The 16,265-nt window shown below is 51.1% G+C and carries 18 protein-coding genes and 1 pseudogene; 11 read left to right on the top strand and 8 right to left on the bottom strand.

Going from position 1 to position 16,265, the window contains the following annotated elements:
• From F7B33_RS08555 to F7B33_RS08535, 5 genes are all read right to left on the bottom strand, one after another.
• A partial coding sequence (locus F7B33_RS08555) for a hypothetical protein (RefSeq protein ID WP_297074138.1) occupies positions 1-210 on the bottom strand: 210 nt, incomplete at its 3' end.
• Positions 211-216: 6 nt separating this feature from the next.
• Positions 217-1,674 carry a hypothetical protein gene (locus F7B33_RS08550; RefSeq protein ID WP_297074137.1) on the bottom strand — a complete coding sequence of 486 codons (1,458 nt, stop codon included), beginning with the start codon at positions 1,672-1,674 and terminating at the stop codon, positions 217-219.
• A gap of 188 nt (positions 1,675-1,862) precedes the next feature.
• Positions 1,863-3,551 (bottom strand): methylmalonyl-CoA mutase family protein, encoded by a 1,689-nt coding sequence (locus tag F7B33_RS08545; RefSeq protein ID WP_297065388.1) that lies wholly within the window; start codon positions 3,549-3,551, stop codon positions 1,863-1,865.
• 87 nt (positions 3,552-3,638) lie between these two features.
• On the bottom strand, positions 3,639-4,409 hold the full coding sequence (locus F7B33_RS08540) for an ABC transporter permease subunit (RefSeq protein ID WP_297074135.1): 771 nt from the start codon (positions 4,407-4,409) through the stop codon (positions 3,639-3,641).
• On the bottom strand, positions 4,406-5,344 hold the full coding sequence (locus F7B33_RS08535) for an ABC transporter ATP-binding protein (protein ID WP_297065394.1): 939 nt from the start codon (positions 5,342-5,344) through the stop codon (positions 4,406-4,408). The genes F7B33_RS08540 and F7B33_RS08535 overlap by 4 nt, the downstream gene beginning before the upstream one ends.
• A 199-nt stretch (positions 5,345-5,543) precedes the next feature.
• Here F7B33_RS08535 and F7B33_RS08530 point away from each other — a divergent pair, with 199 nt between their 5' ends.
• The 6 genes from F7B33_RS08530 (at position 5,544) to F7B33_RS08505 (ending at position 10,915) form a co-directional block, all read left to right on the top strand.
• A complete protein-coding gene (locus F7B33_RS08530; RefSeq protein ID WP_297074134.1) occupies positions 5,544-5,831 on the top strand; it encodes a hypothetical protein in 288 nt (95 codons plus the stop codon).
• A gap of 33 nt (positions 5,832-5,864) precedes the next feature.
• The gene (locus F7B33_RS08525; RefSeq protein ID WP_297074132.1) at positions 5,865-6,722 is read left to right on the top strand and encodes an MBL fold metallo-hydrolase; all 858 of its coding nucleotides are present in this window, start codon (positions 5,865-5,867) and stop codon (positions 6,720-6,722) included.
• A gap of 371 nt (positions 6,723-7,093) precedes the next feature.
• Positions 7,094-7,576: an Hsp20/alpha crystallin family protein gene (locus tag F7B33_RS08520; RefSeq protein WP_297074131.1), complete on the top strand. Its 483-nt coding sequence runs from the start codon at positions 7,094-7,096 to the stop codon at positions 7,574-7,576.
• 194 nt (positions 7,577-7,770) lie between these two features.
• Positions 7,771-10,161 (top strand): CDC48 family AAA ATPase, encoded by a 2,391-nt coding sequence (locus tag F7B33_RS08515; protein ID WP_297074129.1) that lies wholly within the window; start codon positions 7,771-7,773, stop codon positions 10,159-10,161.
• Positions 10,162-10,208: 47 nt separating this feature from the next.
• Positions 10,209-10,673 carry a transposase gene (locus F7B33_RS08510; RefSeq protein WP_297066295.1) on the top strand — a complete coding sequence of 155 codons (465 nt, stop codon included), beginning with the start codon at positions 10,209-10,211 and terminating at the stop codon, positions 10,671-10,673.
• Positions 10,670-10,915: a hypothetical protein gene (locus F7B33_RS08505; protein ID WP_297066292.1), complete on the top strand. Its 246-nt coding sequence runs from the start codon at positions 10,670-10,672 to the stop codon at positions 10,913-10,915. The genes F7B33_RS08510 and F7B33_RS08505 overlap by 4 nt, the downstream gene beginning before the upstream one ends.
• Here the strand turns inward: F7B33_RS08505 and F7B33_RS08500 are convergent.
• Positions 10,912-11,061, bottom strand: a complete 150-nt coding sequence (locus F7B33_RS08500) for a hypothetical protein (RefSeq protein ID WP_297066288.1) — start codon at positions 11,059-11,061, stop codon at positions 10,912-10,914. The genes F7B33_RS08505 and F7B33_RS08500 overlap by 4 nt on opposite strands.
• A 173-nt stretch (positions 11,062-11,234) precedes the next feature.
• Positions 11,235-11,384 (bottom strand): hypothetical protein, encoded by a 150-nt coding sequence (locus F7B33_RS08495; protein ID WP_297066287.1) that lies wholly within the window; start codon positions 11,382-11,384, stop codon positions 11,235-11,237.
• Positions 11,385-11,447: 63 nt separating this feature from the next.
• Here F7B33_RS08495 and F7B33_RS08490 point away from each other — a divergent pair, with 63 nt between their 5' ends.
• From F7B33_RS08490 to F7B33_RS08470, 5 genes are all read left to right on the top strand, one after another.
• Positions 11,448-11,846 (top strand): M67 family metallopeptidase, encoded by a 399-nt coding sequence (locus F7B33_RS08490; protein ID WP_297074128.1) that lies wholly within the window; start codon positions 11,448-11,450, stop codon positions 11,844-11,846.
• A 46-nt stretch (positions 11,847-11,892) separates the two neighbouring features.
• Positions 11,893-12,105 (top strand): hypothetical protein, encoded by a 213-nt coding sequence (locus F7B33_RS08485; RefSeq protein WP_297063270.1) that lies wholly within the window; start codon positions 11,893-11,895, stop codon positions 12,103-12,105.
• Positions 12,106-12,182: 77 nt separating this feature from the next.
• Entirely contained in the window at positions 12,183-15,242 is a 3,060-nt protein-coding gene (locus F7B33_RS08480) for an N-6 DNA methylase (RefSeq protein ID WP_297074126.1), read from the top strand.
• A 68-nt stretch (positions 15,243-15,310) separates the two neighbouring features.
• On the top strand, positions 15,311-15,634 hold the full coding sequence (locus F7B33_RS08475) for a ribbon-helix-helix protein, CopG family (RefSeq protein ID WP_297063266.1): 324 nt from the start codon (positions 15,311-15,313) through the stop codon (positions 15,632-15,634).
• Entirely contained in the window at positions 15,631-16,026 is a 396-nt protein-coding gene (locus F7B33_RS08470) for a putative toxin-antitoxin system toxin component, PIN family (protein WP_297063264.1), read from the top strand. Before F7B33_RS08475 ends, F7B33_RS08470 begins: the two co-directional genes overlap by 4 nt.
• Positions 16,027-16,112: 86 nt before the next feature.
• Here F7B33_RS08470 and F7B33_RS08465 read toward each other — a convergent pair.
• Positions 16,113-16,265 (bottom strand): annotated as a pseudogene (locus F7B33_RS08465) (molybdopterin-guanine dinucleotide biosynthesis protein MobB); the annotation flags it as partial.

Raw genomic sequence — 16,265 nt, 5'->3', positions numbered from 1 at the left:
GATGGGACACATGTACTCAACGTAGTTCCCATAGGCATCTGCTTCGATGAAAGCAAACGCCGTGCTCCCATTGCTCGTGAGCCGGAGATGGAACATCACGGGGAACGCCGGGACCACGTAGGCCGGTGAACCGGTAGGGGATGCACCTGAAAAAGGGAGGCTGGAGAGCAACAGAAGTGCCGGAAGGATTAATCCGAGACACCTTCTCACGTAACATCACCTCTCAAACTTCCCAAATAAAAACAAGGAACTGATGAGGGTCAGGAGCAGAAACACTCCGGGCCCGCAGATTTCCCGGTTTTCTCCCTTTGTAGTGGACGTTTTTAAGGGGGTTGAAGGAGTACAGTTAAGGTCAGAACCAACCCTTGGCGGAACCGGCTTTAGTGTGTCGTTTGAGGGCCTGAACAAAGGGTAGAACTTTCCGTTTACGCCAACGGTGAAGGGAACGTAGGGAAGAACCTTTGAAATTTTCCCCTTCAGGATTACAACCGTGTGGTTGTTCGAGAAGCCTAGGAATTCCGTTGGATAACTCACCGTGAGGTTTCCCACCTTTACGGAAGTCCACTCAATGGAGGCGTTCGGCACTTCAACGGGACTCGCGCTGGACTCGTTGAGACAGGCGGGGTTGAAGGTCGCGTTCTCAACGCTACCATTCCAGAGATAAAGCTTAAACCTCCAGAGGCTGTTTTCAAACTCCACTACCGGTTCCTCAGGATAAGCACCAAGGAAGTAAGGCCCACTGGAAGAAACGTAAAAGAGGTAGTAGGAAATCATGTCCGGAACGAGGGTGCAGTTGAGCGGATTCCACGGACACATCCCCGGACTGAGCACCTCGTAATCAACCACAAGGAGAACGCCTGCTCTTCCCCTGTAAACATCGTCCACCTGAATCGCCGTGAGGGGAAACCGAACGCTGACGTCTCTGCAGACCGTCACGTTGATGATTTTAACGTCGTTTGGGAACCAGAAGCCCTGTACCAAGCCTTTGGAGTTGTTGGTCGTGTTCAGGTACAAGAGTGTGATGTTCTTCGCGTGGCCGTTCTTTTTGAGGATGAAGTAAACCGGAAAAACGCTCGAACTTGGAACGGTTATCGGGCCGGGGAACCACTTGCCCGCGCTTTCGCTCAACGCAATCCACAGGTCGCTCACGTTGGCATAACCCCACTCCCCGGGGCCGAAAGACTGGAGCTCAATCCGCCAGCCGTTTATGTAGTCGCTAACTTTCCCCTTTGGAAGCCAGAACCAGCTAACGTTCACCGGCTCAACGCAGAAGTGCTTAGTGTCGAGCCTGTAGAACCTGTCCACTTGGGTCGAGCAGTCTGGCTGGTAGTACTCCATCTCCACGTACCAGCTCCCGTTTACGAAGGTCGCCCCCTTGTAGGCCATCCCCTCCGGGGGAACGCCGAGAGCGGGCGTGAAGTTGAGGAGGTAGAGGCGAGAGCCGTTGAAGTAGAGGAGGTAATCTTGATTGGAGTAAACCTCTGGCCAGCAGTCGCTCATGCCGCAGGTAATTCCCCACTGGAGAATTCTCAGATGAACCAACGCCTCAGTTCCGTTCGAGAGAACCGAGTATTTCACCTCGTAGAGGGGACTCGGCACCCTCACGTAGTAGGTTGCCGAAACGGGAACGGCAAGCAATAGGATGGCTATGGGGAGGAGAGCAACTCTTCTCATCCTCTCATCTCTACATACTGATTTAACGCAACGTAACTTCCGGCAGGACGTAAGACACCACCAAGTTCCAGTAGGAAGCAGGACTTAAAAACGTTGCCGAGAAATAAATACGTTTAACATCAAGGGTTAGAACTCAGTTGTGGAGAGACCAAAACAGAAATAAAAACATAAATCAAAAAGAAAAGGCCTCAGAATATTAGAGGGGCTCTATACTCGCCCCAGACCTCCCTCAGGACGTCTGTAACCTCGCCGAGTGTCGCTAAATGTCTGTGGGCCTCGATGATGTAGGGCATGAGGTTTTCATCCTCGGTCTCGGCCGCATTTCTCAGCTTGTCGAGTGCCTCCTCTACCTTCTTGTTATCGCGCTCGCTCCTCAGCTTCTTGAGTCTCGCTATCTGCTTGTCCCTTATGCTCGGGTCAACCTTGAGTATCTCAACCTCAATCGGCTCATCCGTCTGGAACTTGTTGACGCCGACGATTATCCTCTTACCTTCTTCGATTTCCTTCTGGTATTTGTAAGCCGCATCGGCTATCTCCTTCTGGATGTAACCACGCTCAATGGCCCTCATCATTCCGCCCATCTTCTGAATCTTCTCGATGTACTTGAGGGCTTCTTCGTAGATGTGGTCGGTGAGCCACTCGATGTAGTAGGCACCGCCGAGCGGGTCAACGGTGTCAACAACGCCACTCTCATAGGCTATAATCTGCTGGGTCCTCAAAGCTATCCTCACGCTCTTCTCGGTGGGAAGGCTTAGGGCCTCGTCGTAACTGTTTGTGTGCAAACTCTGCGTTCCCCCAAGGACAGCGGCGAGGGCCTGAATCGCAACCCTGACAATGTTATTCTCAGGCTGTTGAGCGGTGAGCGTTGAGCCCGCTGTTTGGGTGTGGAAGCGGAGCATCATCGAGCGCGGGTTCTTGGCGTTGAACCACTCCTTCATGATATATGCCCAGAGCCTCCTCGCGGCTCTAAACTTTGCAATCTCCTCGAGGAAGTTGTTGTGGGCGTTGAAGAAGAAGCTCAGCCTTCCCGCGAACTTGTCAACGTCCATACCCCTCTCTATGACGGCCTTAACGTACTCGATACCGTCAGCGAGTGTGAACGCAACCTCCTGGACGGCGTTTGCTCCAGCTTCGCGGATGTGATAACCGCTTATGCTTATGGAGTTCCACTTTGGAATATTCTCTGCACAGTACATTATGATGTCCGTTGTAAGCCTCATGCTGGGCTGGGGAGGAAATATGTATGTGCCACGCGCTATGTACTCCTTCAGAATGTCGTTCTGAACCGTTCCGCGGAGCTTGTCTTGGGTAACACCCTGCTTTTCGGCAACGAGAATGTACATCGCAAGAAGGTTAGCGGCCGTTGAGTTTATCGTCATGCTGGTAGAAACCTTGTCGAGGGGGATTCCGTCGAAGAGTATCTCCATGTCCCAGAGGGAATCAATCGCAACTCCCACTTTACCGACCTCACCCTCGGCCATTGGGTGGTCGCTGTCGTAACCGAGCTGGGTCGGTAAATCGAAGGCAACGCTCAAACCCGTCTGTCCCTGTTCAAGAAGGTACTTGTAGCGCTTGTTGCTCTCTTCAGCGGTCGCGTAACCGGCGTACTGCCTCATGGTCCAGAAGCGGCCGCGGTACATGGTAGCGTAAACGCCTCTCGTAAACGGATACTCGCCGGGAAAGCCGAGCTTTTCGAGGTAATCCCAGTCCTCTCCGAGGTCAGCGGGAGTGTAGAGCCTTTTAATCTCAAAGCCATCATCTGTCATGAACTTTTCCTTTCTCTCGGGCCTCTTTTCGATGAACTTTCTGACGGTGGTTTCCTCCCAGCGCTTCTCCTCCTCGCGAATCTTGGCGAGCTTCTCCTTATCGAATGTCATAATCAACCACCGCTTAGGGTAGGGCGGGGAACTATAAAAACCTTTTACATAGCTCAAGGTTCACCTTGGCATTGGATAAAAAGTCCATCAGTTCGGGAACTCCTTCTTGAGGAGAAGCACCCATGTGAGGACCAGCAGGCTCGCGGAAACTCCAAGGAAAGTCACTGCTGACTCCAATGGGGTCCCGATGACGTTTATGTTTCCAAAGCTACCCTTAAGCATGACGAGCGCCTGATAGCCAAGCGTCAGCCTCTCCGGATGGTCTATGTATGGAATCTGGGGCAGGATAAACTGTTCTAAGAAGAGCAGGCCAAAGGTAGCCAGTGTCGCGTAGAGAGGTTTGCCTATCAGAACCGCCAGAAACATCGAGAGCGCCCCCAGAAACATTAGAATCACGAGCGTTGCTCCAAGGACTACACCAAAGCTCCCCGCGAGCACTTTTATCCCCTCAAGCCCTCCCTGATAAGGCAGGGGCGCGTAGAGCCATATTACCGCGTAGGGGATTCCGAAGAGGAGCGCGAGGGCCGCTAGCCCTGCCAGGAACTTCCCGGCCAGAAACCCGCTCATTCTAACAGGTCTGGCAAGGATTAGCCTTATCGTCCCCTTGTCTATCTCTCCCGCAAGCAGGTCGCTCATTACTATGACTGCTATTAGCTGGCCGATGATTCCGAGCCAGTAGTTCGGGAGAAGGTCAGCAAACAGCCCTTCAAAGCTCTTCTTTAGGGGCCCAACGCCGGTTCCACTCGCGTTGGGATTCAGGAGGTAGAGGATTGATGGGAATATCGTGACGAGAAAGAGGAGCTTGAACTTCCGCGAGCGGAGCAACCTCAGGAACTCGGTTTCGAGAACCGGAATCATTCATCCCACCCCGCGTTGAAGCGTTTCATGAGTATTCTCTCGAGCGGACTCGTGTGGGGCTTAAAGAGCTTAAGGCTCAGTCCGTTCTTGGCAATGAATGCCGGAACCTCGGTGAAGAACCTCTCAGCAAAGCGCTCGTCGAGGCGAACCCTGATTACGCCTTCTTCCTCCCACGCCTCGCGTACGTAAACCTTCTCGTGCAGGAAATCGAGGAGCATGGCATTGTCTGAAACAACAACGTCGTAGTCATCGCTCTCGAACCTCGTCAGGTCCTTAACGCGCCCCTGTTCAATCATCTGACCGTCCTTTATTATGCCGACGTAGTTGCAGGTTCTCTCGATTTCGCTGACGATGTGGCTCGATAGGAAGACCGTCTTACCGCTCTTGGCAAGCTCGAGCACCTTTCCGATGAACTCTATCCTACCCATGGGGTCGAGGTTGCTCGTTGGCTCGTCGAGGATGAGCAGTTTCGGGTCGCCGATGAGAGCGGAGGCGAAGGAAACTCTCTGCCTCTGGCCGCTTGAGAGCTCACGGATTCTGTTGAAGGCCAGCCTTCCAACGCCGGTGTAGGCCATCAGCTCCCTTGCCTTGGCGAGAGCCTCCTCCCTTTTCAGGCCTGAAAGCCTGCCCATGTAGGTTAAAAACTCGATGACCGTCATGTCCTCGTAGGCTATCGGCTTCTCTGGCATGTAGCCAACTTTTCTCATTACTTCGACTCTCTCGCGAGGCATCTCATGGCCTAAAATCCTAATCTCACCGTAGGTCGGCTTTAAAGCACCGGTAAGCATTTTGATTGTTGTGGTTTTACCTGCTCCATTTGGCCCGAGGAAGCCGTAGACGACACCCCTCGGAACCTGGATGTTCAGGTTGTAAACCACGTTCCTCTTACCGAAGAACTTGGTGAGGTCCCTCGTCTCGATTGCATAGTCGGGCATCTTAACACCTAAACGGAAATCGAAACGAAACTAATAAGCTTTGTCCATCCCCGAGGCTGGTATTAAGCTCTCTCGCCACATAGACAAAAATTCGATTGTTATCGGCTTATGAATTGAACTTTGTGCAAAGATTTTCGCAAAAACCTAATAAGTTTTTGGTAAGTATGATTTAATCCGAAAAATTAACGGAGGTGATGGAATGCAGACGCTGACACGAAGGGCGAGCTCGAAGTGGGTCACCGGTTTGAGGCCGAAACTGGAGGAAGCCTTCTCGGGTGGAATATCAAGGGGAACACTTGTGGGAAAAGCCCTGCTCAAGGGAGTTGATATGCTTGAGGTCGTCGAGGTCAAATTCGTCCCGGGTAAGGTTGAGGGCCCGAGGTTCGACGTTTCTGGCAGGGAAGTTCTCTTCAAGTACCCCGTTGAGGGAAAGGAGTCATTAGATGACGTGTACTACCCTCTGATGGGAATGCTGAACAGGGTCTAAGCCTTTAAACCCGTTCCTCCAAAAGTTTTTCCGATGATTGTTGAGGGAATAGGTCTCGACAGCTCCTCAAAGATAGCCTTCCAGAGCCACGCCCACAGTGACCACTTTGTAAGTGGGGAGGTCATCTTTGCAACAAGAGCAACTAAGTTTCTAAGCCACTTAAGAAAGGGCGGGTTTTACAAGGAAGTTGAATTCAGAAAGAGGTTTTACATCGGTGACATCAGGGCAAAGCTCTATCCCGCCGGCCACATGCTCGGTTCAGCTGGAATAAAGCTCTGGCTCGACAATGGAACCCTCTTCTACACTGGCGATACAAAGTGGTTTAAGCTCAGAACCGCCGAAAAAAGCAGGTTCCCGAGGGCGGATTTTCTGATAATCGAAGCAACATTTGGCGTTCCAAGCTTTACCTTCCCAGCGCCGAGAGAAGCGGAGAAAAAGCTCGTGGCCTTTGTGGAGGAAGCTCTCGACAGGGGGAGAAGGCCAACGTTGTACGTAAATCAAATGGGAAAGGCGCAGGAAGTAATGAAGATACTCGACGTTCACGGGATAACTGTAAAGCCCTCTAGAGAAATCCTAAAGGTTGCCAAGGTCTACTCGAAGTTCGGGATAGAATTTGGGAACATTGATAACGAGGGTGAGGTTGTCCTGCGCTCCTATCGTTCTCCAACCGTTGAAAACTCATTAAGCCTATGGGAGTTAACGGTTTCGGGCTTCGGGAGGCTTAAACTGAGCAACCACGCAGATTTTTGGGAGTTAATGAAGATAATCGAGAGGGTTAAGCCAGAGCGGATTTTCACGGTCTACGGCTTCGCCCGGGAGTTCGCCCGAATTCTTAAAGGTCTCGGCCACAATGCAGTTGACATTTCTCCGAAACAAAAAATTAATTTATGAATTATAGCCAAATTTACACGATAAAACTGACGAATTTTGAGAATGGGACGAAAATTAAACCGAAACCTTAATATATTCGAAATATTCAGTTAAATACAGGAAATATTTTGGTATTGGGGATTTATGTAGAAAAAGTTGCGGGCTCGTGGTAGTGCTCCCGTGGTCTGGAAACATGGGCTCAAATCAACAAAAGACTTAAAGGGGGGTGATGCCCCAGAGCCGGGCACCCCTTTTTCTGTCCCACCTGCTTGAGCTATTCTTCTGTTATGCGGACCAATAAAGTCACTTCTTGTATCTTAAATCGAAAAGTTTATAAAGGGTTCTCTTTTTAGTAACTATCGGTAATCAAAAGGCACCGGGAGGTGGTGCCGATGGTCTGGAGGAGGGACCGCTACTGGGACCCCTTCGACATAATGAGGGAAATCCAGGAGGAGATTGACGCCATCTTCAGGGACTTCATGAGGGGGCCAAGAATCTGGGGCTACCGCGAGCCAAGGGAACTCGCCGTCAGCGAGACCTGGAGGGAGCCCTTCGTGGACATCTTCGACCGCGGCGACAGGTTTGTCATAACGGTTGAACTCCCGGGAGTGAGGAAGGAAGACATCAAGCTCCGCGTTACTGAAGATACAGTTTACATTGAGGCCCAGATAAGGCGTGAGAAAGAACTTGAGGAGGAAGGCGCGATAAGAGTCGAGCGCTATTACAGCGGTTACAGGAGGGTCATCAGGCTTCCAGAGGAGGTCATTCCGGAGAAGGCCAAGGCTCGCTACAACAACGGCGTCCTTGAAATCGAACTGCCCAAGAAGGCCCCCAAGAAGGAGAGCGAGGAGGGATTCGAGGTTAAGATTGAGTGAAGAGGGAAGACAAGGGGGACACCCCCTTATCTTCCTCTACTATCAAACCCCCGATGTGGGGCTTCGCCCCACGACCCCCGCCTTGATTTAAACTTTGAGGGGGCTTTTGCCCCCTACAACCCCCGACGGGAGTTGGGGAATAAAATCAGAAGATGAATCAAAATCATCGGTCACAGAACTGGAGGTGATGTAAAATGGCCGAGAGGAAGGAAATCAAGCTTAAGGTCGCGTCCGCTTACCAGAGGGACGTTGGTAGGGGAATCGTGAGAATTGACAGAAAAGCTATGCGCGAACTCGGCGTCCAGCCGGGTGACATAGTCGAGATTATCGGCACCAAGAACACAGCCGCTGTCGTCTGGCCCGCTTATCCAGAGGACGAGGGACTGAACATAATCAGAATGGACGGAACCATAAGGAAGAACGCCGGCGTTGGCCTTGGTGACGAGGTTACGGTCAGGAAGGCCGACGTTAAGGAGGCCAAGAAGGTCATCGTCGCCCCAACTGAGCCGATTCGCTTCGGCAGGGACTTCGTGGAGTGGCTTCACAGCAGGCTCGTTGGAAGGCCCGTCGTGAGGGGAGATTATATAAAGATAGGAATCCTTGGTCAGGAGCTGACCTTCGTCGTTACCGCAACGACCCCCGCTGGAATAGTCCAGATAACCGAGTTCACGGACTTCCAGGTCAGTGAGAAACCTGTCAAGGAGGTCAGCAAGACCGCAACACTCGGTGTCACATACGAGGACATCGGTGGCCTCAAGGACGTCATCCAGAAAGTCAGGGAGATGATAGAGCTCCCGCTCAAGCACCCGGAGATATTCGAGAAGCTCGGCATCGAACCGCCCAAGGGAGTCCTGCTCTACGGTCCGCCGGGAACAGGTAAGACTTTACTCGCTAAGGCCGTAGCCAATGAGGCCAACGCCCACTTCATAGCGATAAACGGCCCCGAGATAATGAGCAAGTACTACGGCGAGAGCGAGGAAAGGCTTAGGGAGGTCTTCAAGGAGGCCGAAGAGAACGCGCCGGCGATAATCTTCATTGACGAGATTGACAGCATCGCTCCAAAGAGGGAAGAGACCCATGGTGAGGTCGAAAAGAGGGTTGTGAGTCAGTTGCTCACGTTAATGGATGGTCTGAAGAGTCGTGGAAAGGTTATAGTTATAGGCGCTACTAACAGGCCTGATGCGATTGATCCTGCCTTAAGGAGGCCTGGAAGGTTTGACAGGGAGATTGAAGTCGGTGTTCCTGACAAGCAGGGAAGAAAAGAGATACTCCAAATACACACCAGAGGAATGCCAATCGAGCCCGACTTCAGGAGGGACAAGGTGATAGAGATACTGGAGAAGCTCCGCGGTGACGAGAGGTTCAGGGATGCTATAGACAGGGCCATCGAGAAGGTCGAGAAGGCCAAGGACGAGGAGGAGATAAAGAGGGTCCTCCGCGAGGTTGACGAGAGGCTCTACGACGAGGTCAAGGCAAGGCTCATTGATGGACTCCTCGAGGAGCTGGCGGAAATCACCCACGGATTCGTTGGTGCCGACCTTGCCGCTCTAGCGAGAGAGGCCGCGATGGCAGCTCTAAGGAGGCTCATCAAAGAGGGCAAGATTGACTTCGAGGCCGAACACATACCGAGGGAAGTCTTGGAGGAGCTCAAGGTCACCAGGAAGGACTTCTATGAGGCTTTGAAGATGGTCGAGCCTTCAGCGTTGAGAGAAGTCCTACTCGAGGTTCCGAACGTCCGCTGGGACGACATAGGAGGCCTCGAAGACGTCAAGCAAGAGCTCAGAGAAGCAGTCGAATGGCCACTCAAGTATCCTGAGGCATTCGCCGGACTCGGAATCACACCACCTAAGGGAATCCTCCTCTACGGTCCGCCGGGAACTGGTAAAACCTTACTCGCCAAGGCCGTTGCCAACGAGAGCCAGGCCAACTTCATAGCAATCAAGGGTCCGGAAGTGCTGAGCAAGTGGGTCGGCGAGAGCGAAAAGAACATCCGCGAGATATTCAGGAAGGCCCGCCAGGCGGCCCCAACTGTGATATTCATAGACGAGATTGACGCCATAGCACCGCGCAGGGGAACCGACGTCAACCGCGTTACGGACAGGCTCATCAACCAGCTCCTGACGGAGATGGACGGAATCCAGGAGAACAGCGGAGTGGTGGTTATAGGTGCCACCAACAGGCCCGATATCATTGACCCGGCTTTGCTCAGGCCCGGAAGGTTTGACAGGCTGATACTCGTTCCAGCGCCTGACGAGAAGGCCAGACTGGAGATATTCAAGGTACACACCAGGAAGGTGCCACTGGCCGAGGATGTTAACCTCGAAGAGCTGGCCAAGAGAACCGAGGGCTACACCGGTGCCGACATAGCGGCCGTGGTTAGAGAGGCGGCAATGCTCGCGATGAGACGGGCACTCCAAGAGGGTATCATCAAGCCCGGCATGAAGGCCGACGAAATCAGGAGAAGGGTCAAGGTAACGATGAAGGACTTCGAGGAGGCCCTCAAGAAGATTGGCCCAAGTGTGAGCAAGGAGACAATGGAATACTACAGAAAGATGCAGGAGCAGTTCAAGCAGGCCAGGGGCTGATGCCCCTAAGTTTTTAACCTCCTTTTCCTATTCTCTGAGGTGGTTCGATGAGGAGAAAAGAAATTCTCCTTTTTCTCGCGGTCGTTCTGATGATGTATTTGTATCCCCTCTCGGTGGTTCCGCTCCTGCTTCTCGTGAGGGAGTGGGAGGAATTCCGCGAGGAATGGAAGAAGTCAGCAATCTTGATTGGAATTTCAATACCGCTCTACGGGGCGAAAATACTCCTGGGGATTTCCGGCTGGGCGAAGACCCTTGGAATAACGCCAATCAAAGTTTCACCCGTTATCTGGTGGTCGGTTTACCTCACCTTCACGGCTCTTCAGACGCTGGCCGTCTATTATGTTTATCGCGTCTCAAAGAACTTTGGGGAATACGGAAAAACCGGCGGACTTGCCATGCTGGTCGCAGTTCCCCTTCACCTGCTCAGCCTCAAGCTGTACTTTATACTCACTTGGACCGGGTTAATCCTCTTCCTGCTCGGTCTTGAAAAAGAAAAGGAGGTGATAACATGATTTATGGGGTTCTGCTTAGCATACCGGCGAAGTTTGTGACAAAGTATGAAGACGAAGTCAGAAAGACCATAGGCTACGGAATAGCGAGGGGCGACATAATAAGCTTTACTGAGGCAAGATACAAGGGCGACGTCGCCTTCGTTATGCTCGCCCGCTCCAACAGAGCCGCGGAGAGGGTTGTTAACGAGCTCAAAGAACTGCCCGTAAACGTCAAGGTCATAGAGATTGAGGGGGAGAGCTAAGCCACCCACTCGAGCTCGTAGCCTCTGGCACGGAGTCTTTCCATTTCTTTCCGCGCTATGCTTTCGGCCTTCTTTATGTCGTTGGTGACGACTATCTTCTCCTTTGGTAAGGTGTTGTTCATGTAGTAAACAATCCTCACGAGCATGCCATCACCCCCAAGATATCACCGTTAGTGAGAGCCAGTTGAGGAGACTTAAAAACATTATTGTCTACTTAATGACATTAAGAAACATAATTAGATGAGCAAAAGCGAGCGTTGTTGTACATAATATTTCCAGCAGAACACATGAGGTCATTTGAATGGGAAGAAAAAGGGAGTCACTCAAGCTTCTCCAGTTCGTAAACCATAGCGTCCTTCCGCCTGAGCTCCTGAACCGCGATTCTCCGCGCTTCGTCGGCCGTTTCGGCCTCGAACACTATCGTCTTCCCGCTCTCCTCCCCGCCATGGAGGGTGAGGGCCCACTTCATGTTATCACCGGGAATTCGTCATACTGTCAAACTTTATAAGTCTATTGGGGTCAAACTTGTCACATGAGACTCATTATCAAACATGAAATTATCACAATGCTCATCGAGATGGCTAGAAACTCAGGTATTGAAGTTTGTGGCTTTCTGTTCGGGAGGAGAGAGGGGGACGATTTCATCGTCCTCGAAGCAAGACAAATAACGAACAAACTAGAATCCCAAGATGCCTTCGAAATGGAACCCCTGGAGATGGTTCAGGCCATTGATAGGGCGGAAAAGAGGGGACTTGAAATAGTCGGGATTTTCCACTCTCACATAAACTGTCCGCCGGTTCCGAGTGGAATGGACCTAAAAGGGATGAGGAACTGGAAAGTTCCCTGGCTCATCGTTACGCCCAAAGGGGAAGCAAGGGCGTGGATTTTGGGTGATGGGGGCATTGAAGAGGTGGAGCTCAGTATTACCTGAAAAACCTTAATAACTAACATAACTTTCACTAACGGGAGGGGTTTTGATGGATGCCAATGTTCATCTTTTAACATCCCGGATAAGGCAAGTTGCCCGGGAGGCATCAAACGAAGAAGAGCTGAGATATGGAGTTTCCAGGGTTCTTGAGGAGGTCGTTTCAGAACTGGGAATAAGAGGGAAGTTTGAGAAGGCAACGGCCTTTCTTGATTCTGGGAGAAAGAAGAAAGGCAGGATTGATGCCCTCTATGGGGCGTTATAATTGAGTACAAAGCACCGGGAAGACTCGAAGATAGAAGAACTCTCGAAGAGGCTATAGAGCAGGTAAAGAGGTACATAATGAGCGAGGCTGAGAGCGTCGAGCTCTATCCGTATTATCTTGGCGTTGTCTTTGATGGCTACACAATAGCCTTTGTGAGATATTGGAAGGGCTCTTTCAAAACCCTCGGCCCGGTTCCTTTCAACGAAGAGTCCCTTGAGTACCTTCTCGATGCCCTTAGGGGCCTAACGAGGAAACCGCTCGAAGCGGAAACTCTGCTGAAGGACTTCGGGCCAAAGAGCAAAATAGCCCACGAGGCCCTGAAAGCGTTCTATAACGCCCTTGAAAATCCCAACTCAGAGCGGATAGAACTTTTATTTGAAGACTGGAGGAGAATATTCTCCCAAGTTTGCTCTTACACGCCGGAGAAACTGAAAAAGCTCGCCAAGTTCTATGGCTTCGAGAATGCCGACCCGGAGAAACTAACCTTTGCTCTACACACGTACTATACCCTTCTTATGAAGCTCATAGTCAGTGAGATAGTGAGTGTCCTTTCCGTCGGGCTAGCCGGTTCAATCCTTGCGAGACTCCATGAGAGCTATCTAAGCAATTCCGAAGGCCTTAGATTCGTTCTAGAAGAGGAACTCGAAGAGGGAGGTTTATTCAGGCAACTGGGCATAAGGAACTTCCTTGAAGCGGATTACTTTGCATGGTATCTTGAGGAGTGGAACGAGGAAATAGCAAGAACCGTTCATGAAATTGTCAAAGCGCTGATGGACTATGAGCCCTCGACAGTTGAACAGACACCTGAGAGGGTCGAGGACCTATTCAAGAGGCTCTACCAGAACCTAGTCCCAAAAGAAATAAGGCATAGCCTCGGAGAATACTTTACTCCAGATTGGCTGGCCGAGCTAACACTTGATGAAGCAGGCTACGATGGCAATCCTGATGTGAGGCTCCTTGACCCCGCCTGTGGTTCGGGAACGTTTTTGGTTCTTGCCATAAAGCGCGCCAGGGAGTGGGCACTGGAACACTGGGGTGTTTCACCAAATGCCCAAACGGAACTCCTTGAGAAGATAACCAAAAACATAGTCGGGATAGACCTTAACCCGCTCGCTGTTCTGGCTTCGAAGGCAAACTATCTGATAGCCCTTGGGAAGATGATTAGATACAGAACCGGCGACGTAACGATACCGGTTTACCTTGCGGACTCTATAACCGTGAGCACCAAGACATCGGCAAGGGGTGGAAAGAGGATAGCTCTAAAAACGGTCGCAGGGGAGTTTGAAGTCCCGTTGGAGATAATAGAAAAAGGCCTTGTTGATAAGGTCTTTGAAGCCATCGAAGACGGCCTGAGGAGAAACTACAGCCCCGGGAAGTTCCTGGCGTACCTCTACACCTCCAAGCTGAAAGGGAGGAAGTTCAGCCAGGACACCGAGGACGCTCTCAAGGAACTCTATAAAAAGCTCTATCGGCTTGAACAGGAAGGAAAGGACAGAATTTGGACGAGGGTTTTGAGAAATGCCTTCGCGCCCCTTACAATCGGAAAGTTCGACTTTGTTGTTGGCAATCCACCCTGGATTAACTGGGAAAGCCTACCTGAAAACTACCGCGAGTTGACAAAGCCACTCTGGCAGTACTACGGCCTTGAGAAGGGCTCGGGGAAGGGAATGGGAAAGGTAAAAAGGGACATGGCAATGCTCTTCGTTGCAAGAACCTTCGACCGCTACCTAAAGCCCGGTGGAAAACTGGCCTTCCTCGTGCCATTCACACTCTTCAAGACGCAGGCTGGAGCAGGGTTCAGAAAGTTTTTGGCTCACGGCAGGAGGAGGGAGCCAAAGATACCGGTCAAAGTCCTCAAAGTCCACGATCTCGTGACGCTCTATCCCTTTGAGGGAGCAACGACCAGAACGGGAATGCTCGTTATTGAGAAGTCCGAGAAGACGGAGTTCCCGATACCGCTCGTCGTCTGGAACTGGCCCGACAGTAGGGGAGCAGATGTGGAGGCAACCCTCGAAGATGTGAAGAAGAAATCCAAGGTTCACCAGCTTGTCTTCATGCCCATCGAGGAAGGAAAGCCCGAAAGTCCGTGGATGATGACGACGGAGAAGGCTTATAAGGGGTTGAAGAAGGCACTGGGAAGTTCTGAATATAATGCACACGCTGGGATATTTACGGGAATGAATGGAGTTTACTGGGTAAAGGTCGTTGGTGAAGTTGATTCCGAAAGGGTTGTCATCGAGAACCTTGGAAATATCGGAAAGAAAAAGGTCAGAACCGTTCGCAGGGTCGTTGAGAAGGACCTCCTCTACCCGCTCGTACGCGGACAAGACCACAATAAATGGCACGTAGAGTGGTCGGGGAATTACATACTCGTCCCCCACGACACTGAGACGGGCAAACCTCTACCAGAGGATGAACTCAAAGTTCGCTATCCCCTGACCTACGAGTACCTGAAGACCTTTGAGGAAAAACTGAAGGGTCGGTCTATTCACAAGCTCTGGGGCAGGGGAAACCCGTTCTATGCAGTATATGATATAGGAGCCTACACCTTCAAACCATACAAAGTTGTGTGGAAATACATCGCCGGAAAAATCAGCGGAAAGGCTGAGTTCTCCACAGCTGTAATGGGCTATCACTCAGACAGGTATTTAGGAGAGAAAATTCTGATTCCTAACGAAAAGCTCATGCTTGTTCCATTGGAAAACGAAGACGAAGCCCATTATCTGTCAGCAGTTCTTAACTCGACTATCACTCAGCTAATAGTCGCTAGCTATACAATTGAAACTCAAATCTCAACCCACGTCCTCAACAACGTCAACGTTCCAACCTTCGACCCGTCAAATGAAATCCACCTCGAACTCGCGGAGCTTTCAAAGAAAGCCCATGAGATATCCGGAGAAAAGTACGAGCTCCTTGACGAGCTAAAGGGCCTGAAGACATCACTCAAGGGCAAGAGGGGCGACGAACGGAAAGCTCTAAAGGCGAAAATCGAGGAGCTCAGGGAAAAGATAGGGGAAATCGAAGAAAAGCTCGGAAAAATCGAAGCAAAGATTGACGAGAAAGTCGCCCGGCTCTATGGAATAACCGAGGAGGAGCTTGAGGAGATAGAGAGGCTCTATGGGGTGCTGATGGAGTAGCCTATTTTCCCATTCTCCAACACGCAATTCTTAAATACTATTGTAGTCAACACTGAAGCGGTGGAAAGATGGCCGAAAACGTTGAGTACCCAGTTTCGGTGAGACTGCCCGGCTACGTCGTGAGGAAGATAGATGAACTAGTCAAAAAGAGGGAGTTCAGGAGCAGAAGCGACTTCATCAAGTTCGCCGTAACACTGACCATCGGCCAGCTCATGTTAGAGGAGGTCAGGGAAATTGCCCGGAACACCCCACCTGAAGAGTTTGAGCGGGAATCCAGAGAGGCATGGAAAAAGCTAACAGCTGGAGACTTAGAGGGAGAAGAGTCTGAGGTCATTGAGTTAATCGAGAGAATCGAAAAGGAGTACAGGAGGCTCGTAGGTGCCAAGAAATGAGAGTTGTCCTTGACACCAACGTCGTCCTCGGTGCGCTGATAAAACCCAACGGCCTGGCCTCTCTGCTTGTCAGGGCTTTGGACAGAAAGAGGCTAGTGAATTACACGAGTGAGGAGGCTTTAACCGAACTATCCCTAAAGGTGGCCCTTCTCCAAGAAGTGGGAAAGTTATCCCATGAATGGAAAAAGACTCTGGCACACTTCATCGCAACATCCGAGGTCGTCTCTCCTCTCCAACAGTTTAATCTTTGCAGAGAGGAGGACGACAACAAGTGGCTTGAAATCGCTTATGAAGCCCGGGCAAACTTCATACTCACACGGGATGGGGACCTTCTGGACATTAGGGGAGACGACAGAATGGTTACCCTCGAAAGGCATATCCTCAAATCTTAACACCAACCGAGTTCTACCATGAGGTCATCAAAAGGAAATGTTGAAGGTACCAAACGTTAAATCAAAAAATGACCATTCTGAAGCCATTACTCATCCCTAATCACTATCTCTATTCTCCTTCCCTCGCGGTAGCCCTTCATCGCCGAGAGCATGCCCTTTATCGTTTTCTCAACGAGCTCCTGGACCCAGTCTTTCATTGGGAGAACCTGCCCGTCTATCTTAACCGTCACCTTCGGCTT

Source organism: Thermococcus sp. (assembly GCF_015523185.1).
In the GTDB taxonomy this organism is placed as follows: Archaea; Methanobacteriota_B; Thermococci; order Thermococcales; family Thermococcaceae; genus Thermococcus.
Note: the sequence above shows the minus strand (reverse complement) of the source record. Positions and strands in the feature narration are given on the sequence as shown.